The sequence below is a fragment of the Demequina lignilytica genome, assembly GCF_030418305.1.
GTDB lineage: Bacteria > Actinomycetota > Actinomycetes > Actinomycetales > Demequinaceae > Demequina > Demequina lignilytica.
Genome location: NZ_JAUHPX010000001.1, coordinates 270,899 through 291,720 on the forward strand (window position 1 = coordinate 270,899; position 20,822 = coordinate 291,720).

Annotated in this window: 16 protein-coding genes; 8 read left to right on the forward strand and 8 right to left on the reverse strand. The window is 73.7% G+C overall.

What is annotated here, in order from left to right:
- Positions 1-18 precede the first annotated feature (18 nt).
- The 4 genes from QQX10_RS01275 to QQX10_RS01290 all read right to left on the reverse strand — a co-directional run bounded on the left by QQX10_RS01275 (position 19) and on the right by QQX10_RS01290 (position 4,845).
- Positions 19-846 carry a hypothetical protein gene (locus QQX10_RS01275; protein WP_301144372.1) on the reverse strand — a complete coding sequence of 276 codons (828 nt, stop codon included), beginning with the start codon at positions 844-846 and terminating at the stop codon, positions 19-21.
- 76 nt (positions 847-922) lie between these two features.
- Complete coding sequence (locus tag QQX10_RS01280) at positions 923-2,209, reverse strand: threonine/serine exporter family protein (protein ID WP_301144373.1); 1,287 nt, start codon at positions 2,207-2,209, stop codon at positions 923-925.
- Between the two features lie 99 nt (positions 2,210-2,308).
- Positions 2,309-2,752 (reverse strand): hypothetical protein, encoded by a 444-nt coding sequence (locus tag QQX10_RS01285; protein ID WP_301144374.1) that lies wholly within the window; start codon positions 2,750-2,752, stop codon positions 2,309-2,311.
- Positions 2,749-4,845 (reverse strand): DNA gyrase/topoisomerase IV subunit B, encoded by a 2,097-nt coding sequence (locus QQX10_RS01290; protein ID WP_301144375.1) that lies wholly within the window; start codon positions 4,843-4,845, stop codon positions 2,749-2,751. Before QQX10_RS01290 ends, QQX10_RS01285 begins: the two co-directional genes overlap by 4 nt.
- Positions 4,846-5,065: 220 nt before the next feature.
- Between QQX10_RS01290 and QQX10_RS01295 the strand changes: the two genes are divergently transcribed.
- The gene (locus QQX10_RS01295) at positions 5,066-5,419 is read left to right on the forward strand and encodes a hypothetical protein (RefSeq protein WP_301144376.1); all 354 of its coding nucleotides are present in this window, start codon (positions 5,066-5,068) and stop codon (positions 5,417-5,419) included.
- Between the two features lie 123 nt (positions 5,420-5,542).
- Complete coding sequence (locus tag QQX10_RS01300; RefSeq protein ID WP_301144377.1) at positions 5,543-6,382, forward strand: TspO-related membrane protein; 840 nt, start codon at positions 5,543-5,545, stop codon at positions 6,380-6,382.
- 4 nt (positions 6,383-6,386) lie between these two features.
- Here the strand turns inward: QQX10_RS01300 and QQX10_RS01305 are convergent, their stop codons facing one another.
- Together QQX10_RS01305 and QQX10_RS01310 are read right to left on the reverse strand one after the other, a co-directional pair.
- Positions 6,387-6,857 (reverse strand): GNAT family N-acetyltransferase, encoded by a 471-nt coding sequence (locus QQX10_RS01305; protein WP_301144378.1) that lies wholly within the window; start codon positions 6,855-6,857, stop codon positions 6,387-6,389.
- Between the two features lies 1 nt (position 6,858).
- Positions 6,859-7,200, reverse strand: a complete 342-nt coding sequence (locus tag QQX10_RS01310) for a hypothetical protein (protein ID WP_301144379.1) — start codon at positions 7,198-7,200, stop codon at positions 6,859-6,861.
- Positions 7,201-7,278: 78 nt separating this feature from the next.
- On the opposite strand from QQX10_RS01310, the gene QQX10_RS01315 reads away from it, so the two are divergent.
- From QQX10_RS01315 to QQX10_RS01340, 6 genes are all read left to right on the forward strand, one after another.
- The gene (locus QQX10_RS01315; RefSeq protein ID WP_301144380.1) at positions 7,279-8,238 is read left to right on the forward strand and encodes an EamA family transporter; all 960 of its coding nucleotides are present in this window, start codon (positions 7,279-7,281) and stop codon (positions 8,236-8,238) included.
- Positions 8,239-8,354: 116 nt separating this feature from the next.
- Positions 8,355-8,555, forward strand: a complete 201-nt coding sequence (locus QQX10_RS01320; protein ID WP_301144381.1) for a hypothetical protein — start codon at positions 8,355-8,357, stop codon at positions 8,553-8,555.
- A 160-nt stretch (positions 8,556-8,715) separates the two neighbouring features.
- Positions 8,716-11,610, forward strand: a complete 2,895-nt coding sequence (locus QQX10_RS01325) for a helix-turn-helix transcriptional regulator (protein ID WP_301144382.1) — start codon at positions 8,716-8,718, stop codon at positions 11,608-11,610.
- Positions 11,611-11,765: 155 nt separating this feature from the next.
- Entirely contained in the window at positions 11,766-12,026 is a 261-nt protein-coding gene (locus QQX10_RS01330) for a hypothetical protein (RefSeq protein WP_301144383.1), read from the forward strand.
- Between the two features lie 2 nt (positions 12,027-12,028).
- Positions 12,029-14,965, forward strand: coding sequence for a helix-turn-helix transcriptional regulator (locus QQX10_RS01335; protein WP_301144384.1), 2,937 nt, complete (start codon positions 12,029-12,031; stop codon positions 14,963-14,965).
- 201 nt (positions 14,966-15,166) lie between these two features.
- Positions 15,167-18,082, forward strand: coding sequence for a helix-turn-helix transcriptional regulator (locus tag QQX10_RS01340; protein WP_301144385.1), 2,916 nt, complete (start codon positions 15,167-15,169; stop codon positions 18,080-18,082).
- Between the two features lie 51 nt (positions 18,083-18,133).
- Here QQX10_RS01340 and QQX10_RS01345 read toward each other — a convergent pair whose 3' ends face one another.
- Both QQX10_RS01345 and QQX10_RS01350 read right to left on the reverse strand, forming a co-directional pair.
- Positions 18,134-19,603, reverse strand: coding sequence for an RNA polymerase sigma factor (locus tag QQX10_RS01345; RefSeq protein ID WP_301144386.1), 1,470 nt, complete (start codon positions 19,601-19,603; stop codon positions 18,134-18,136).
- A 125-nt stretch (positions 19,604-19,728) separates the two neighbouring features.
- Positions 19,729-20,727, reverse strand: coding sequence for a DUF4192 family protein (locus QQX10_RS01350; RefSeq protein WP_301144387.1), 999 nt, complete (start codon positions 20,725-20,727; stop codon positions 19,729-19,731).
- Between the last annotated feature and the right edge of the window lie 95 nt (positions 20,728-20,822).

Genomic DNA, 20,822 nt, shown 5'->3' on the forward strand with positions numbered 1-20,822 from the left:
GTCGGCGATCGCTGGACCCTAGACGGTCGGCTCCACGACCACCGCGTCGCGCTCGCGCGGCTGGCGCAGCCGGACGGTGTCGCCCACGAGGAGGACGTCGCCGCGGAAGAAGCGCAGCAGCCACAGCACGGCGTCGACGTTGGCATCGTGCTGGAGCCGCGCCGGCGCGCCCGGCTCGGCGCGCGTGGAGCGGCGCCCGATCACGTCGAGCACGGAGTGGACCGCCAGGGTGTACTGGCCCCGCAGCACCGTCTCGAGGGGGCGCGCGACCTTGCGGTACCGCACCTTCACCCCGTAGCCGCCCGCCTCGACGTCCGCCTTGTGGCCGACCTCCGCGGTGCGACGCACGTACAGGCCCTTGGTGGGCAGGATGCGCGCCACGTCGACACCGCGCCGCATCGCGATCTCGAGGGCGAACGCGAGCCCGTACCCCGAGGCCTCGCCCGTGTTGGAGAACACGGCCACGTCGCCGGGCACCTCGCGGGGACGCATGATGAGGACCGCGACGGTGGGATGACCGCGCTCCCCCGCGTCGATGGCACCGTTGACCGCCTGGTGCAGGAAGCGGCGACGCTGGATCGGCTCGGCCACCGCGAGCAGCACGCATCCGGCCTCCGCCGCGGCGACGATCGCCTCCCGGACCCCACCGCCCTTGAGGAGCCCGCCGTCGAGGACCTCGATGTCGGGGCGGAGTGCGCGGAACCTGTCCGTGGCGTCGAACAGCGCGTCCGTCGAGAACAGCACCAGCGACGCGGCGGCCATCGCGAGCCTGTCGACCGCGCGGTCGCTCAGGCGATGGCCGTCGAGCACGGCGATGCGCCGGGTCCTCTCGATCACCCTGTCCATCTCAGCCCCTCACCGGGGCGTGACCCCCGCATCGTGCTCCCCCAGGTCCTCGCGCGCCGTCGGCGCGCCCTCATCGTCAGTGACCCTCGAACGACCAATGACGGTCCGTCAGCAGCTTGCCGATCACCAGGCCCACCATGATCGACAGGACCACCAGCAGCACCTCCAGGATGGCGCCGATCGTGTCGGAGTAGCGACCCTCGTTGAGGCTCACCACCGACTGGAACGCCAGCACCCCGGGGATCATGACGAGCACCGCCGGCACCTGCAGCGTGATGATCGGCGAACGGGCGAGATCCGCGGCGAGGGCCGCGAGCACGCCCACGATCACGCAGGCGATCACCGTCGCCATCTGGATCATCATGCCGTCCTCGATCATCGCCTTGCGGATGGTGTTCGCGACCATGCCGATCGCCGCGGCGAACAAGGCCATGCGCCATGGCGAGTTGAACATCAGCGCGAAGCCCAGCACGCCGATCAGGCTGGCGAGTGCGGTGACGACCACGTGCGTGGCCGCGGTCATCTCCATGGGCTCGCGCACGGAGGTGTCGAGCCCGCCCAGCAGGGTGAGCGCCCACACGCTGAGCGCCGCGCCGAGCGTCATCATCGATCCGAAGACGATGCGGGAGATCCCCGCGGAGAAGTCGAGCTTGGCGAGGTCGAGCGCCCCCGTGATCAGCGGGAACCCGGGGAGCAGGAACAGGACGCACGCGATGTAGCCCGAGGCGTGCACGTCGGTCGCGGCGCCGAAGAGCGCGTAGACGGCGACCGAGCCCAGGTACGCGCCGCACGCGATCGCCGCCGCGAGCATGGTGGTGCCGAAGGGGTTGAAGCCGCGGTGGTGGAAGGCGCGACGCACGAACTGGCCGAGCGACGCGGCGATGAGCACCGCGATCACCTCGAGGGGGCGGGCGTTGTTGAGCACGGCGAAGCCGGCGCACGCGCCGCCCGCGTAGATCGCGTTCATGACCGGGTGGTGCCGGGCGGGCGCCTTCTCGATCCGGTCGAGCGCCGCGGAGACCTCCGCGACCGAGGTGCGCTCGGGGACGTCGCGCCGGAACCGGTCGAGCATCGCGATGCGGTCCGCGTTGACCCCGAGGCTGCGGATCTCGGTGACCTCGGTGCGGAAGATGGGTCCGCGGTGCGTGGTCGCCGTGATCTCGGTGAGCGTGACGTGCGCCGCGTGGTGGTCCACGCCCAGCGCGTGCGCCACCGCCTGCATCGCCTGCTTGACGCGGTAGCTGGCAGTGCCCGCGGCGAGCATCATGCGCCCGACCCGCAGGATCGCGCCCGACTGCCGGATCAGGCCGACGGGCTCGAGGGCGTCCTCGTGGTCGCCCGCCTGGATGTAGGCCTCCGCCATGCGTCCCGCCTCGTGTCGTGTGCCTGCCGACGCGCGCGGCGCCGCCCTGATGGCCCGGGGACTCCCATCATGCCAACAACGGGCGCCCCCAGGGTCCGACTATCGCGGCGAGCCGACGCGCTTGTGCCAGTCGCGGATGCGTCGCAGCCGCTCGTGGTGGAGGGCCGCGTCACCGCGGTCGAGCCCCAGGACCAGCGCACCGCCGATCACGACCGTGATCACGGCCGCGACGGTCGTGGTGCCCGCGAGGATCAACGACACCAGCACCGCGGCGGTGAGGGTGACCCCGATGACGGCGAGCCCGTGCCTTCGTCCGGAGCGCTCGCGGATCCAGAGCTCGTCGATGAAGTCGGGCTCGCGTCCGGACACGTCGAGCTCGTGCTCGAGCCACTCGCAGCGCCGCGGAAGCCCGCCCCAGCGCACGTCACGGAAGACCGTGCGGGACGGCGCGTCGTTGACGCGCTTGCTGCGGTGGTAGCCGAACGGGTGCACGGAGCACGTGCGGGACTCGTGCGTCCCCTCGGGCCAGACCCCGCCGCTCATGCGTCGATCCTCGAGTGGTCGAGGCTCGCGGCACCCGCGATGATGAAGTCGCGGCGTGGCCCCACGTCGTTGCCCATGAGCAGCTCGAACACGCGCTCCGCGGCCGCCGCGTCGGCGCTCGTGACGCGGCGGAGCGTGCGACGCTCCGGGTCCATGGTGGTCTCGGCCAGCTGATCGGCGTCCATCTCTCCCAGTCCCTTGTAGCGCTGGATGTCCTCCTTGTAGCGGCGACCGGCGCGCTTGAGGTCGCGGAGGGTCTCCTGGAGCTCCTTCTCCGAGTACGTGTAGATGTACTCCTTCTCCCGTCGCGCGGAGCCCGAGACCTCGACCCGGTGCAGCGGCGGCACCGCGGCGAACACCCGGCCGGCGTCGACGAGCGGCCTCATGTAGCGGAAGAAGAGCGTCAGGAGCAGCGTGCGGATGTGCGCGCCGTCGACGTCGGCGTCGGTCATGAGGATGATCTTGCCGTAGCGGGCCTGCTCGAGGTCGAACGTGCGTCCGGACCCCGCCCCGACCACCTGGATGATCGAGGCGCACTCGGCGTTGTGCAGCATGTCCGTGACCGAGGCCTTCTGCACGTTGAGGATCTTGCCGCGGATCGGCAGCAGGGCCTGAAAGTCGGAGCGACGCGCGAGCTTGGCGGTGCCCAGCGCGGAGTCGCCCTCGACGATGAAGAGCTCGGACTGCTCGACGTCGTTGCTCCGGCAGTCCGCGAGCTTCGACGGCAGGGATGACGTCTCGAGCGCGTTCTTGCGCCGCGAGATCTCCTTCTGCTTGCGCGCGGCGACGCGCGCCCGCATCTCCGCGACCACCTTCTCGAGCACGGTGTTGGCCTGGAGCTTCGCGTCCCGCTTGGTCGACGTGAGGATCGCGGTCAGCTCCTGCTCGATCACCTTGGCGACGATCCCGCGCACGGGGCCCGTGCCGAGCACCTCCTTGGTCTGGCCCTCGAACTGCGGCTCCGGGATCCTGACCGTCACCACGGCGGTCAGTCCGGCCATGATGTCGTCCTTCTCGATGCGCTCCGCGCCGTCCTTGCCGGTCAGCTTGAGCCGCCGCGCGTTCGCCTGGATCTGGGCGCGCAGCACCTTCACGATCCCCTGCTCGAAGCCGGCGAGGTGGGTGCCGCCCTTGGGCGTCGCGATGATGTTCACGAACGACCGCGTGTCCGTCTCGTACCCGGTGCCCCAGCGGAGCGCGACGTCGACCTGGCACTCGCGCTCGACCTCTTCGGACACCAGGTGCCCGTTGGGCTTCAGGACCGGGACGGTCTCGCTGTACGTCCCGGAGCCGGTGAGCTCAAGGGTGTCGGTGATCGCCGTGTCCGTCGCGATGAACTCGACGAAGTCCTTCGCGCCGCCCTCGTATCGGAACGACTCCTCGTGCGGGGTGAGCGGGTCGCGCTCGTCGCGGATCACGAGCTCGAGCCCCGGGACCAGGAACGCGGTCTGGCGGGCGCGCACCAGCAGGTCGTCGTAGCTGAAGGACGCGCCCTTGTTGAAGATCTGCCGATCCGCCCAGTAGCGGATGCGCGTGCCCGTGCGCGCCTTGGCGACCTTGCCGACCACGGCGAGCTCGGAGCCCGTGACGAAGGGCTCGAAGGTGCTCTCGGGCGCGGGGCCGGCGGCCGGATCCTTGAAGTAGCCGGGCTCTCCCCGTCGGAAGGCCATGTGATGGGTCTTGCCGCCACGGTCGACCCACACGTCGAGCCGCTCGCTGAGCGCGTTGACGACCGACGCGCCGACGCCGTGGAGGCCGCCGGACGCCGCGTAGGACCCGCCGCCGAACTTGCCTCCCGCGTGGAGCTTGGTCATGACGACCTCGACACCGGTGAGCCCCGTCTTGGGCTCGACGTCCACGGGGATCCCGCGGCCGGAGTCCCGGACCTCGACGGAGTCGTCGCCGTGCAGCACGATCTCGATGCGGTCGCCGAAGCCGCCGAGCGCCTCGTCGACCGAGTTGTCGATGATCTCCCACAGGCAGTGCATGAGGCCACGGGAGTCCGTGGTGCCGATGTACATGCCCGGGCGCTTGCGCACCGCCTCGAGCCCCTCGAGGACGGACAGATGCCGCGCTGAATAGTCGTTCGCCACGCCGAAAGTTTAGTCGCGGGCGCCGACATCCGGGCCCAGCCTCGCCGACGCGGGTCGCCGGGCGGCGCCACCCCGCACGCGCCGTCGATCTCTCGACAGGCCACCTGCCGGCGCTCCGGCCTTGCACATCCTCGCGACCGGGTGTAGGAATAGTCCTGAAACAGTAAAGGTCCCGTAAAGCGCGAGGTGTCCACACCCTCGCAGACCAAGAGGAGCCAACATGACCGCCATCGCCACGGCAAGCACCGGACTCTCCGCCCCCGTGAACGACACGCGCGAGCTGCACCGCCTCGCGACCTCGCCGCTGCGGGCGGAGCGGCTCCTCGCCGCCGCCCATCCGGCGGCCGAGGCGGCGACGCTGGTCTCGCTGGCCCTCGACATCGCGGACTCCGTCCGTGGCGCCGTCGCCGCGAATCCCGCGGCCCCGGGCACCGTCCTGATCGACCTCGCGTACGACACGCACGCCGACGTGCGGCTCGCGGTCGCCGCGAACCCGTCGGCTCCCGCACAGGCGCTGGAGGCGCTCGCCGACGACCCGGTGCCCTTCGTGCGCCTCGCCGCCGCCGCCAGCTGATCTCCCTCCTCCACCGGGCCCCGGGCCGCCGCACCTCCCCCTCGATGCGGCGGCCGGGGGCCCGTCCCGTCCACCGGGAAGAAGCACCGGTGCGGTCACGTTCATCCCGATGAGGAGGCCCCGATGACGCAGTCCACCACCGCCGAGCTCGACATCGAACGGAGCGCGCCCGCGCTCGCCCCGCGACTGGTGGTCGCCGCGGGCGCCCTGGTCGCCATCGTGGGAGCGGCGTGGGGCGCAGGCGCCTTCGGCGGCACTCCCATCGAGGAGGCCGCGGACGGCGCCCTCGCGGCGGACGCCACCCTGCTCGCGCCCGCGACCCCCGCGTTCGGGATCTGGACCCCGATCTACCTGGGCCTGGCGGTGTTCGCCGTCGTCCAGGCGCTCCCCGCGACCGCCGCCCTCCCCCGGGTGCGCGCGGTCGCGTGGCACCTGCTCGCGGCGATGCTCCTGAACGCCGCGTGGATCGCGGTCGCCCAAGCCGGTCTCCTGTGGGCGTCCGTCGGCGTGCTCATCGCGATCGTCGCGACGCTGTCGTGGGCGGCGGTGCGCCTCACCCGCCCTGCGCCGCGCGGGTGGATCGACGCCGTGGCCGTCGACGTGCCCACGGGCCTCTACCTCGGGTGGGCGTCCGTGGCGACGGTCGCGAACCTGACCACCGCCGGCGCCGTCCAGCTCGGCGCGGCGCCCGAGGACGGCACCTACCTCGCGACCGCCGTGGTCGCCGCGGTCGCCCTGCTCGTGATCGCGATGGTGCGCGACCTCGCGACCGCACCGGTCCTCGCCTGGGCGGTCGCCGGCGCGGCGGCCTGGGGCCTGGCGTGGATCGGCGACGGCCGTCTCCGGGGCGAGCCCGCCGACGCCATCGTCGGGTGGGCCGCGCTCGGCGCCGCGGGCATCGTCCTGCTGGCCGTGGCCATCGCCACAGCCGTCGCGGCGTTCCGGGCGCGCCGCCGAGCCTGACGCGTCAGAGTCGGGGACGGAGCCGCTGCGCCGTCATCGCGACGTTGTCGTGCTTGATGAAGAAGCCGAGATCCTGGTAGAGGTGCAGTCCCGCGGGGCTCGCGTGGAGCTCCACCACCTCGATGCCCATCGCATCGGTCAGGTCCAGCAGCGCCTCCATCACCGCACGCGCGTAGCCGCGGCGCTGATGCTGAGGCGCGGTGGAGACCCACTGGATGTAGCCCATCCGTTCCGCCTGGGCGCCGGGGCGCGCGAGGCGCGGCGCGACGTTCACGAGGCCGCAGGCCGCGAGGCCGCCCTCCTCCGCATCGATCACCACGCCGAACAGGTCCGTGCCCAGGCGCGCCCTCACGGTCCGTGCCGACTCCGCCGCCCACGAGGGCGTGGGCCGCGCGCCGACGGCCTTGTACATGAGTGCGCCGAGGTGGACGATCTCGGCGGAGTCGTCCGGGCGCGCCTGACGGACCTGGGCCACCTCAGCGCCAGGCGACGGCGACGACGATGTTGAGCAGCGTCAGCGCGCCGACGATCCAGTAGGCCGCGCCCGGCTCCGCGCGCTTGCGGGTCGCCTCCGCCACTCCCGCGACGGCCAGCGCGATGACCAGCTTGAACGCGATCTTGACGTGGTCGGGCTCGTGGTCGGACGCGTAGGCGACGCCGACGAGGGCGAGGCCCGTCACGATCTGCGCGCGGGCGCCCCACACCATCGCGGTGGTGATGCGCTTGGAGCGCGCGCGGAGCTGATCGAGGAAGGGACCGAGGATCGCCGCGAGGCCGACGAAGTGAACGATCAGCAGGACGATGCGCAGGACGGTCACGGGGGCTCCTCACGATGGCGGGCTGGCAGGGCACGATGCTAGCGCGGACGGGGCGCCCGCGACCCCTAGGCTTGCGCCGTGCCCGCACGACTGCGCTCCCCCGGCCTCGGTGCCGCCTACGCGCTCACCGCGGCCGCGCTGTTCGGCATCAACGGCTCCATCTCCAAGGTCGTGATGGCGGCCGGGATCACTCCGCCCCAGCTGACCTTCATGCGGGTGCTCGCCACCACCGTGATCGCGGGCGGCGTGCTGCTGGTCACCGATCGCGCCCAGTTCCGCGTCACGCGCGGCGAGCTGGCCCGGCTCGCGCTGCTCGGCGTGGCGGGCCTCGCCATGATCCAGTGGATGTACTCGGTCGCGATCGCGCGGCTCCCGGTCGGGGTCGCGCTGCTCTTCGAGTACACCGCCGTCGTGATGGTCGCGGTGGTCGCGTTCGCCGTGTTCAAGGAGCGGGTGCACCGCCGCCTGTGGCTCGCGATCGCCGGCGTGCTCGCCGGTCTCGCGGTGGTGGCGCAGGTGTGGGACTCCCACCTCGACGCGCTCGGCGTCGCCGCCGGGCTCGGGGCCGCGGTCTGCTACGCCTTCTACTTCCTCGCCGGCGAGCGCGGCGTGACGCGCCGGCCTCCCATGGCGATCGCGTTCTGGGCGTCGCTGTTCGCCACGGCCTTCTGGGCCCTGCTCTCGGGGTGGTGGCGCGTCGAGCCCGCGCTGCTCAACGGTTCCGTCTCTCTCGACGGCGCCCTCTCCGCGGTGGTCGTGCCGATGTGGGTGCCGCTGCTGTGGATCGCCGTGCTGGGCGGGTTCGCGCCCTTCACGCTGATCCTCACGTCGCTGCGCCACATCAGCGCGACCGCGTCGGGGATCATCGCCAGCTCCGAGGTGCTGTTCGCCTTCCTGGTGGCCTGGCTGTGGCTGGGCGAGACCCTCGCCCCGGTACCGCTCGCGGGCGCCGCCGTGGTGCTGATCGCGATCGTGGTGGCGCAGACCGCCCGCACCGAGCGGACGCCCACCCCGGAGGTGCCGCCCGAGGTCCCCTAGGACCGGCTCGCCCCTCAAGATAGGGCACCTGCCCGATGTGCGACGGGTGCCTTAGGGCGGAGCGTAGGTGGCGTCGATGAAGCGGCGCACGACCGCTTCCGACAGGGGGAGCCATCATGAACGACCTGACCGCCAACGGCCTGTACATCACCACCCGCGCCGCGTCGCTCGACTCCGCCGCGGAGGCGCGGCGTCGCCAGCTCGAGCGCCTCGAGGACGCGCCTCGACCCAGCCGCCGTCGTCCCCTCCGTGAGTGGTTCTCCCACCCCGTCCGTGCCGTGCTGCCACACCACGGCGGGCGTGCGGCCGCCGCGTAGCGGCCTTCCCGTCGGCGCGGTTCGGTGCGACGATGGACCGGTGGCGCGCACCGCGCCCGGTCGTCCGCCGCGCCGACGGGAGGCACCGGTCGCGAGCCCTTCCCGGAGGCCGACGCCTCGACGGGGAGGACGCGGGCCGCGCATGGGGAGGGGAGGACCCGTGAGCACCGTTCCGACAGCGCCGCGGATGGTGGGCCGAGACCGCGAGCTCGGCGCGCTCCTCGACGCCGTCGCGTCGGGTCGCGCCGGAGAGCCGTCCACGGTGCTCGTCCGCGGCGAGGCCGGCATAGGCAAGACACGGCTGGTCACCGACCTGGTGGACCGTTCCCGGGAGATGCCGGGCACCGTGGTCGCCTCGGGCAGCTGCGTCGACCTGGGACCCATCGGTGCGCCGTTCACCTCGGTGCGGCGTCTCCTCCACGAGCTGGTCGAGGCGCTCGGGCTCGAGCCGGTGGCCGCGGCGGCAGGGAGCCCGCGCGTGCGGGCGACGCTCGCCCGGCTGATCCCGGAGCTCGACGAGGGCGAGGAGCCGCCGCCCGCCAGCGGGGCCGACTACGTGGCCGAGGCGATCGAGCGCGTGCTCGAGAACCTGTCGGTCGACCAGCACCTGCTCCTGGTCCTCGAGGATCTGCACTGGGCGGACGACGCGACCCGGGCCCTCCTGCGGACGCTGGCCGGCACCCTCCGGGCGAGCAGGCTCACGCTGGTGCTCACCTACCGGCCGGAGGACGTCGGCCGGGGGCATCCGCTGCGCGAGGTGCTCGCGGACCTCGAGCGGCGCCGGGGCGTGAGCCTGATCGATCTGCACCGGCTCACCCGCGAGCAGGTCGCGTCGCAGCTTCGCGAGCTGCAGGGGACAGAGCCGGGCGCCGCGGTGGTGGCGTCGGTGCTCCGACGGTCCGAGGGCGTGCCGTTCTTCGTCGAGGAGCTCGCCGGCGGCGACGGCGACGATGCCGCGGGAACCCTCCGCGACATCGTCCTCGCCCGGTACGACCGCCTGCCCGGTGCCGCACGGGCCGTCGCCCGGCTCATGAGCGTCGCGGGCGAGCGGATCGATGACGCGCTCCTGCGCGAGGCGTGGGACGGCGAGGAGGCGCAGCGGCTCGAGGGACTGCGGCAATGCCTCGACGCCGGTGCCCTGACAGCCGACGAGGCGGGCTTCGCCTTCCACCATGCGCTGCTGCGCGAGGCGGTCTATCAGGACCTGCTGCCGAGCGAGCGCACCGAGGCGCACCGCCGGCTCGCACGGATCGAGCAGGACCGGGTCGACGCGGGCGACACCGCGCGTGCCGCCGCGGCCTCCCACCACTGGCTGGCCGCGCAGGACGTCGACCGCGCCTTCGCCGCGATCGTCACCGCGCTCGACGAGGCACGCTCTGCCTACGCGGTGGTGTCAGCGGCCCGGCTCGGCGAGCAGCTCCTCGACCTGTGGGACCGGGTCGACTCCCCTGCGGCGCGGCTGGGCATGAGCGCGCTGGAGCTGCGCTGCCAGGTGGCCGAGGACCTGTACGACGCGGGCGAGAGCGTCTCCGCGATGCGCGCTGTCGACGAGGCGCTCGCCGTCGCGCCCGCGACGGGAGCCGCGATCGAGCGCGCGCGACTCCACGCGACCGCGATGGCGCTCACGGCGGAGCATGTCGGGCGCTCCGGCGTGCCGGCTCACCTCGAGGAGATCGAGCGCCTGCTCGGCGACCGGACCGACGCCGCCGCGCTGCCGTTGCGCGTCGGGGCCCTGGCGGCTCGAGCGGTTCGGTCGGACTCCCCTCGGGGCGCGGTGCTCGCGGACGACTGCGTCGCCCTCGCCCGCACCGCCGGCAGCCCCGAGACGCTGTCGATGGCCCTGTGCAAGCGCGCGGTGGTCAATCGCAAGCGGAGCAGGTACGAGGATGCGATCGCCGACCTCCGCGCCGCGCTCACGATGGACGCGGGAGCGGTGCTGTGGGGACGGTGCGCGACCGCCAACCTGGTGGACGTCCTCAACCAGATGGGGCGGTACGACGAGGCGGTGGCAGCCGGTCTGGCGACGCTCGATGAGGCGATCGAGGCCGGGCTCGAGCGACGCATCGGCGCCCCGATCCTCGCCAACGTGGCCGAGGCGCTGGTGAACGCGGGACGGACGGACGAGGCGATGCCGCACCTGCGCCGCGCGCGCGCCCTGCTCGCGGGGGACTCGCCACGCTGGGGGGACTTCCTGGTCGAGATCGAGGCGACCGCGCTGCTCTGGGACGGGCGCATCGACGAGGCCTCGGAGGTGATCGAGGGGCCGGGCGTCCCGCCCGCGGTCGAGGACGATGCCGAGGCGGCCTTCAACCGGGCGGCGATCCTGGTCGAGGCGGAGACCGCGCGTGCGATGGAGAGCCCGCCCGTCGCCGCCCGCGCGCACGCCACGAGCGCGCTCGGTCGCGCGTCCGCGCTGTCCACGGAGGAGGCGCGCGCCGAGCCCGACGCCGCGGCACGGCTCCTGGTCGCGGCGAGCCGCGCGATCGCCGTGGCGCGCTCCGCGCGGCTGGATCCCGACGACAGCCTCGTCGCGAGCGTCCACGAGGTCGCGGCGGCGCTCCCCCGCCATCCGGCGATGGCGGCCTGGGCCCGGACCGCCGACGCGCTCGTGGCCGAGGCACCGGCCGAGACCTGGGGCGACATCGCCCGAGCGGCCGACGGCAACGCGCCGGTCCGGCTCGTCCTCGAGGCGCGGCTGTGGGAGGCGCTCGCGCTGCGACGCGAGGGCCGCCGCGCGGATGCTCGGGAGGCGTTCGACGCGCTGGCGCGTCATCCCGATGCCGGGCGCGCTCCTCTGGTCCTGCGATGGGCGGAACGGGAGACCGCCGGCACGGCGCTGCAGACCGCGGGCCCCTCGCTGACCGCGCGCGAGGGCGAGGTCCTCGCCCTGCTGGCGGCCGGCCTGACGAATCCCGAGATCGGCGACCGGCTCGTGATCTCGCGCAAGACCGTCAGCGTCCACGTCTCCGCGATCCTCGCGAAGCTCGGCGCGGCCAACCGTACCGAGGCCGCCGCGTACTACGCCGGCTTGGACCGGACGCCCGCCTCGGCCTGAATGCGGGCCGACGCACGCGCTCGCCCCGGACGCGGCTGAGGTGCCCCGTCGCCGAAGATAGGGCATCCACCCCATGCCCGACGTGCGCCTTAGGGAGCACCGTGAGCGGTGTCACCGCAGCGGCACCCGGCCGGTCGGGACAACGGGGAGTCATCATGCACCAGCTCATCGCCAACGACCTCTACCTCGAGCGCCGCGCCGCCGGCGTCGCTGCCGCCGCGGAGCTCCGGCGGTCGCGGCTCGAGGGCCTCGACGGCGACGGGCCCGCACGTCGCCGTCGGTTCCTCAGCGACTGGTTCGGGCGGCCCGCACGGCCCGCCGCGGCCCCCGGCCGCTGGGGCTCCCTCGGTCGCGTGGGGTCGCGCCTCGCGCCACGTGCGGCCTGGAGCGTTTCGGACGGGGATGTCACGATATGACCATGAACGCGATCGCGCCCGCCGGCCGGATGGTGGGGCGCCGTCAGCAGGCGGACACCATCCGCGCCGCCGTGCGCGACGGCGCCGAGGGCCGGCCGCGCGTGCTCGTGGTGCGCGGCGAGGCGGGCATCGGCAAGTCCCGGCTGATCACGGAGATGCTCGCCGAGGCGGCCGCGGACGAGGCCGGCGTGCCGCGCGCGATCGCCGTGGGCCACTGCGTCGACATGGGGCCGATCGCGGCACCGTTCACGCCGTTCCGGCACGCGTTGCGCGCGCTGATGGACGCGGTGGGAGTCGACGCGTTCCGGGCCGCCGCCGGCGGCACCGCCACGCTCGTGCCGATCGGCTCGCTGCTGCCCGAGCTCGCGCCGGACGAGCCCGAGCGCTCGCGGGCCACCGCCGAGGTCGCGGAGGCGATCGAGGTGCTGGTCGAGAACCTCACCGCAGACGTCCACGCGATCGTGGTGCTGGAGGACCTCCACTGGGCGGACCCCGCGTCCCTCGCGCTCGTGGCCACCTTGGCGGCGACGCTGCGCGCGACGCACCTCACGCTGGTCCTGACGTACCGCTCGGACGACGTGGGCCGAGGCCACCCGCTGCGCGCGGTCCTCGCCGAGCTCGAACGCAACCGGGCGGTCGCGACCGTCGACGTCGCACCGTTGTCCGCCGAGGAGATCGAGGACCAGGCGCACCAGATCATGGGGCGGCCTCCCACCGCTCGCGAGCTCGCCGAGCTGGTGGCGCGCACGGATGGGGTGCCGTTCTTCGTCGAGGAGCTGCTGGACCTCCCTCCGGGGCCGCTGCCCGACTCGCTGCGCGACGTGGTGCTCGCGCGCTACGACCGCCTGGCGACGGGAGCGCGCTCGGTGGCGAAGCTGGCGGCCGTGGCGGGGATGCGGGTCGACGACGAGACCCTCGGACTCGTCTGGCAGGGCGACCCGGAAGGGCTGGTCGACGGTCTGCAGGCGTGCGTCGCCGCCCATCTGCTCGTGGTCGACGGCGCCGGCTACACGTTCCGTCACGCACTCGTGCACGAGGCCGTCTACCAGGGGCTGCTGCCCTCGGAGCGGGCTCGTCACCACGCCGCGATCGCGGAGGCCCTCGAGGCACGCGCCGCGCGCGGCGAGCGCGAGCTCGCGGCCGGCATCGCCGCGCACTGGTTCGGCGCGCGGGACGCAGCACGGGCCTTCGACGCGACGGTGGCCGCCCTCGCCGAGGCACGCGACACCCATGCGTTCGAGACGTGCGCCCAGCTGGGCGAGCGGGTGCTCGAACTGTGGCGCGCCGTGGAGGATCCGGCGGGCCGGGCCGGCCGCAGCCGTGCGGCGCTCGCCGCGGACATCGCGCGCGACTACTTCGCCGCCGGCCGCAAGCGCGACGCACTGACGGTCGTCGACGACGCGCTGGACGCCTGCACCGAGGCGACGGCGTTCGAGCGCGCCGCGCTGCACCAGGTCGCCACGCGGGTGTCGTGCGAGGCGGACGGCTGCGGGTGCGGGGTCGACCACCTCGCGCAGCTGGAGAAGATCGTCAAGGACTCGGCCGACCCGGAGCTCGCTCCGCTGCGCGCGAACGCGCTCGCGATGCGCGCGGTCCACCGCGAGCGCGCCGAGGACGGCCTCGGCCTGTCCGACGAGGCGCTCGCGATCGCGGAGGCGGTGGGCGACCGTCACACGCTGGGGCCGGTCCTGCGCCTGCGGGGCATCGTCCTCCAGACGCTCGGCAGGAACGACGAGGTGATGGCGACCCTCGCGCGCGCGACCGAGGTCGACGGCCCCGACTCCGAGACGGGACTCATCGCGAGGAACAACCGCGTGGACCAGCTGATGGTCATGGGCCGGTACGCCGAGGCCGTCGACGCGGGGCTGCGCGCCATCGAGCAGGCGATCGCCGCCGGCCGCGAGCGCTCCTGCGGCGGCTACATCCACGCGAACGTCGCGGAGGCGCTCGCGGCCCGCGGACGCGTCGACGAGGCCTTCACGCACGCGCACCGCGCGAGCGTGCTGTGGCGGGGCGAGTCGGGGCGCTGGCTGTCGATCGCACAGCGCGCCGAGGCCGGGGCGCTCCTGTGGGACGGCGACACCGAGCGCTTCCTCGCGATCGCCGCCGAGCTGCGGCCGGTGGTGCAGGCGATCGAGGACGACGTCGAGGAGACCGCGAACTGGGCGCGGCTGGGCATCGACGCCGCCGTGTCCCACGCGCTCACCACCGGCGGCGTCGAGCGGCGGCGCGCCGTGACGCAGGCGCTCGAGACCGCGCGAGTGCTCGCGAACCCGGATCTGCCCGAGCACGCCGTCGTGGTGCGGGACCTCCTGGTGTCCGGTGGCCGCGTCCTGGCGCTCGCCGCGGAATGGGGCATCGAGGCCGACCCTGCTCTCGAGGCGGGCCTGCGCGCCACGGTCGACAGGTTCCCCGCGGACCGCTGGACGCGGCCGATGCACGCGACGATGCGCGCGTACCTCGCCGATCTCGCGGGTGACGGCGACCGGCTCTCGCGGTGGACCGCGGTGCGGGACGCGACGGCGGTGGAGGGCGGGCGGGTCGCGCTCGCGCTCACCGCGCGCTACGAGCACGCACGAGCCTTGCTGGACGCGGGCGCACGCGCGGAGGCGATCGCCTCGCTCACCGCGCTCGTCGACGACGCCGAGGAGCAGCACACCCGGCTCGTCGCCGGATGGGCGCGCTCCACGCTGGCGCGGCTCGGCGCGGGCGGACACGGATCCGACGACGATGCCGGCGTCGGGCTCACCCCGCGCGAGCGGGAGGTCCTCGAGCTCATCGCCGAGGGCCTCACCAACGTGCAGATCGGCCAGCGCCTGTTCATCTCGCCCAAGACGGCGAGCGTGCACGTCTCGTCGATCCTCGCCAAGCTCGGTGCGGCGAATCGCGCGGAGGCGGCGGCCTGGTTCGCCGCGGAGGGGACCCGGTCACGAGCGTGAGCGCCCGGCCTCCCCTCGCGCGCAGGGGTCGATCACCGTTGAGGCGCCCGCTCCGCGCGCGAGGGCGAGGTGCTCGCCCTGCTGGCGGCCGGCCTGGACCGGACGCCCGCCTCGGCCTGAACCTCGGCCGGCAAGCCATCTAGCAGGACTGATCGCCAGCGACCCCTCGACTGCAACGCTCGAGTGCGGCACCATGGGGAGATGGCCGTCGCCCCGTTGGCCGCCAGAATGGTGGGCCGCGACACCGAGCTGGCCGCGCTCCTGGACCTGTGCGCCGCCGGGCGCGCAGGCGAGCCTCGAACCGCTCTCATCCGTGGCGAGGCCGGGATCGGCAAGACGCGGCTCCTGCGGGAGTGCCTCGAGCGCGCGGCTCGCGGCTACGAAGTCGAGCCGGTCGTCGCGACGAGCCATTGCATCGACCTCGGGCCCGTCGGCGCTCCACTCACGCCCATCCGCAGGCTGCTGCGGGACTGCTGCGCGCGGGTCGGGGCTGACGCGATCGAGGCGGCATCGGGGACGCCTGCGATCATCGCGGCCCTCGCGACGCTGGTGCCGGAGCTCGCCAGCGGGCCGTCGGCGCCGCTGACAGGAGGCGCCGACTACATCCCCGAGGCGATCGAGACCCTGGTCGAGGGCCTGTCACGTGACCGACACCTGATCCTCGCCGTCGAGGACATCCATTGGGCGGATGCGGCCACCCTGGCGGTGCTGCGCGTGCTGGCGACCACCCCGCGTGCGACGCATCTGACGCTGCTGCTGACCTACCGTACCGACGACGTCGACCGCGGCCCGGACATGGCCGCATGGCTTGCCGAGATGCAGCGCGCCAGGACGGTCACCACGATCGATATCAGCCGTCTCCGTGCCGAGCAGGTGGCGGCGCACGCCGGCCAGATCCTCGACCGGGAGCCGACCTCGACCGAGGTCGCCACCCTCATGGAGCGCAGCGAGGGCGTCCCGTTCTTCGTCGAGGAGCTGCTCGGCCTTCCGGAGCACGCGCTGCCCTCGTCGTTGCGCGAGGTGGTGCTCGCCCGTGTGGGGCGGCTCGAGGACCCCGGTCGCGCGGTGGTCCGCGTGGCGGCGGTCGCCGGCGCACGGCTCGAGCACGACGATCTCGCCTCAGCGTGGCCGGGCGAGGTGCCGGAGCTGACCGCGGGGCTTCACGCGGCGATCGCCGCCGGCATCCTCGGCGCCGAGGGCGACGGCTACGTCTTCCGCCACGCGCTGATCCGGGAGGCGGTGTACGAGCAGCTCCTGCCCCACGAGCGCAAGGACCTGCATCGCGCGTATGCGTCGGACCTCCAGAGGCGTCTGGACGGCGGCGATGCGGGCGCCGCAGCGCCCGCGGCCGCGCACTGGCGTGCCGCCGACGATCCCGACGCGGCGTTCGCGGCGACCGTCGCCGCGGTCGCCCATGCGCGGGCGACGCTCGCCGTCGACATCGCCGCACGGCTGGGCGAGCAGCTGGTCGGTCTGTGGGGCCGGGTGCCGCGTGCCGCGGAGGTCGCGGGGGCGGATCTCGCGCACGTCCGGCGGGCGATCGCACAGGACTACCTCGATGCGCACGAGGTGCGCGCGTGCCTGCGCGTGATCGACGACGCGCTCGCGGCGGCGCCCGTCTCCGATGCCGAGACGCGGGTGCCCCTGATCCTCATGGAGATCCGGGTCGCCCGGGAGACGGAGCGCCGTCTCGACAGGGCCGCACGGCTCGACGAGCTCGACTCCCTCATCAGCGGTCGCAACGACGCCGAGGCCGAGCTCTGGCGCGCCCAGTCGGTGACCTGGCGCGCGTCATGCTCGCGCGGAGCCGAGAGCGACGCGCTCCACGACCGAGCCGTCGCCCTCGCCTCGGCGACCGGCGACGCGCGCGTGCTCGCCTTCGCGAAGCTCATGCGCGCGAAGAACTGCTGGTCGACGGGTCACCTCGAGAGGGCTCACGCGGACCTGGCCGAGGTGCTGGAGCTGTGCCCAGAGCCCGATGACACCCGGCTGCTGGCCGTCAACAACATCGTCTGCAACCACCTGCAGGCGGGACGGTTCGGTGCAGCCGTCGATCTCGGACTCGCGACCGTGGCTCTGGTGACGGAGGCCGGTCGCGAGCGGGCCGGGGCGCACATCCTCTCGAACACGGCCGAGGGGATCATCGCCTCGGGCCGTCTCGAGGAGGGCATCGCGGCGGCGCGCCGCTCCGTCAGCCTCTCCCGCGGCGACTCCGTGCAGATCGTCCTCAACGCGAAGCAGATCGAGGGGCTCGGCCTGGCGTGGGACGGGCGCCTCGAGGAGTACGACCGCCTGATCGCGCTCGAGACGTCGGTCGCGCAGGACACGCAGCTGGACCTGCAGTGGATCGGGGTGTGGCACCAGCTCCGCGTCGACGCGGCCGTGGTCCGGGCGATGGCGTCTGCGCCCGCGGCCCGCGCCGCCCTCCTCAGCCAAGCGATGTCGCTGGTCGATCCGCTCGGCACCGCCGAGGCCGAGCACGCGCCGGGCGATCTGGACGTGCTGGTGGTCTCCGCGGCGGCGCTGATGGGCGCTGCCGCGCGCGTGGGCGTCGAGGTGCCCGCGGACCGTGTGGCGACCATCCGGAGCATCGCCACGCAGCTGGGCCGCCATCCGTGGTTCCGGTCGTCGTTGGTCCTCACGGAAGCCCACCTCGGCGACGCGACGCGATCCCCGGATCGCGTCGAGAGGTGGCGGCTCGCGGTCGCCGAATGCGCGCGAGGCCGGGTGCCGCGCCGCCACGTGCACCACTCGCGCTACCTGCTGGCGGACGCATTGCTCGACCACGGCTCACGGGACGAGGCGGTGGACCTGCTGAGCGCCGTCGCGGCGGAGGCGCCCCCCGACGGCGTCGGGGCCGTCGGGGCGTGGGCGACGGAGCTGCTGACGCGCCTGGGCCGATCCGGGCCGGACCTCCAGGTCGACGGACCGCTCACGGAACGTGAGACCCAGGTGCTCGACCTGGTCGCGGAGGGCCTCTCCAACGGGGAGATCGGCGAGCGGCTGTTCATCTCGCGGAAGACCGTCAGCGTCCACGTCTCGTCGATCCTCGCCAAGCTCGGCGTCGCCAACCGCACCGAGGCCGCCGCCTATCACCACGCCTCCGGACGCGGCTGAGGCGCCCTCCCCGGAGCGGGCGAGGGCGCCTCAGCGCGTCGTGAGCGGGTGTCAGTCGAGGTAGTCGCGCAGCACCTGGGAGCGCGACGGGTGACGCAGCTTCGACATGGTCTTCGACTCGATCTGGCGGATGCGCTCGCGCGTCACGCCGAACACGCGACCGATCTCGTCGAGGGTCTTCGGCTGGCCGTCGGTGAGGCCGAAGCGCATGCCGACCACGCCTGCCTCGCGCTCGCTCAGCGTGTCCATGACCTTGGACAGCTCCTCCTGGAGCAGCGTGAAGCCCACGGCGTCCGCGGGCACGACCGCCTCGGAGTCCTCGATGAGGTCGCCGAACTCGCTGTCGCCGTCCTCGCCGAGCGGCGTGTGCAGGGAGATGGGCTCGCGGCCGTACTTCTGGACCTCGACCACCTTCTCGGGCGTCATGTCGAGCTCCTTGGCGAGCTCCTCCGGGGTCGGCTCGCGGCCCAGGTCCTGCAGCATCTGGCGCTGCACACGGGCGAGCTTGTTGATGACCTCGACCATGTGCACCGGGATGCGGATGGTGCGGGCCTGATCGGCCATGGCGCGCGTGATCGCCTGGCGGATCCACCAGGTCGCGTAGGTCGAGAACTTGTAGCCCTTGGTGTAGTCGAACTTCTCGACCGCACGGATCAGACCGAGGTTGCCCTCCTGGATCAGGTCCAGGAACAGCATGCCGCGGCCCGTGTAGCGCTTGGCGAGCGACACGACCAGACGGAGGTTCGCCTCGAGCAGGTGGTTCTTGGCGTGACGACCGTCGTTCGCGATCCACTCGAGCTCGCGCCGCAGCTTGGGCGCCAGCTTCTCGCCGGAGCCCAGCTTCTCCTCAGCGAACAGGCCCGCCTCGATGCGCTTGGCGAGGTCGACCTCCTGCTCGGCGTTCAGCAGCGCGACCTTGCCGATCTGCTTGAGGTAGTCCTTCACCGGGTCGGCCGTCGCGCCGGCCGTCATCACCTGCTGGACCGGTGCGTCGTCGTCACCCGTGCCGAGCACGAAGCCGCGCGACTCGTCCTCGCCGCCCTCCTTGCCCGCGGGAGCCTCGGAGTCCTCGGTCACCTCGTCGTCGCTCGGCCCGCCGTCGGACGGGTCGGTCTCGTCCTCGGCCGGCTCGGCGTCGGCCTCGGAACCCTTGGCCTTCGCGGAGGCCCTGCCCCGGCCCTTGGCGGGGGTCGTCGCCCCGGCGGCAGGCTTCTTGGCGGCGGCGCGCTTGGCGGCAGGCTTCTTCGGAGCCGCAGTCTCGGCGTCGGCGCCCTCGGGGGCCTCCGGCTCGGCGGCCTTGGCTGCGCTCGCCTTGCGCGCCGCTGCCTTGGGCGCGGTCGTCGTGGTGGCGGTGGTCTTGGAAGCGGCGGCGGTAGTCGTGGCCTTCTCCTTCATCATGGTGCTGTCGGCGTGCGGCAGCGCGTCGGTCGAACTGCGGGGGGCGTCCGTCTGGTCCTGGCGTTCGCCACGAGGGCGGCTATGGTCGCCGGAGACGGACCGGCTCGACTGCTTCGGCGACACGACTACCCTCTCGACCTGTCACGGAGTGGATGGTGAGGCTGCGCTGTTCGCCTCGCGCAAATCCATTAGATTGTAACGCCCGATCGACCCGCGGTGTTCCTCGACACGTCGGCGGATCGCTCCCGTCAGCGCTCCCCCGAGGTCTCCACGAGGGCGCGGACCAGGCCCGCGAGGCGGTAGCCGGGCTGGAGCTCGAGCGCGACCTCCGACCAGGCGACGGCGCCGTCGCGATCGGACGTCCACCATGCCAGGACCGCGAGCATCGCGGCGGCCGGAGCGGCGCGCTCGCCCGCGAGGTGGTCCAGGATCCCCGCGAGGAGCTCGCGTGCACGCGCCGACCGGACGGGGTCCGGGGCGCTGCGCGGGGTCAGGCCGGCGCCGAGCACCGCCGCGACCGCCTCACCGTCACGGCCGTCGCGCGCCTCCGCCACCGCCGCGTCCGCGCCGGGCACCAGGGCGATCAGCGCGGCGTCGCGCACCCGCACGTCCGCGAGACCTGCGGCGATCCGGCCCAGCAGAGCCGCGTTCCAGCCGTCGGACCCGAGCGCGACGAGCCAGGTCTCGACCGAGCGGACGCGCCACCCCGCGGGTCCGAGCGCCGACGCGCGCGCCTCCCACCGCCGCGCGGCGCGGACGCTCTTGCGCCGCTCCTCCGCGGGCGCCGACCGCAGGTCCCGGGCCCACGCCCGCCTCCACCGCCCGTCGAGGCCGGGGTCCGGTCGGGCGGCGGGCACGGCGCGTCCACCCGGAGGACAGCAGCGGGGATCGGTGCAGTCGGGGCAGAAGTAGCGACCCGCCGTGACCCGCCAGCTGCCGACCTCTCCGACGGTGTCCGCAAGCGCGTCGGCGACCCGGTCCAGCGCGTCGCAGCGGCGGTCGGCCGGCTCGTCGGTGAACCCGAGGACCAGCGCGCGAGCCGCGCCGTCACGCGCCGCCTGCGCGGCGACCTGCAGGGCGAGGTCGGGGCCGTCGTCGGCGAGCAGGTCGCGACGATCGACCCTGAGCGCCGCGAGCACGGCGCCGGCATCGCCGAGCAGCACCGTCACGACGCTGTCGGCGGGCTCGAATCCGAGCATGCGAGGGACGAGCGCGACCAGCTCGCCGGGTCCGGTGATCACTGTCATGCCGCCAGGCTCGTGCCCGTGGCGGGAGGACTCGCCGCGAGGCGGGGGCGCAGAGGAGTCAGGCGTCGTCGTCCCGACCTGGGGACATCCGCCCG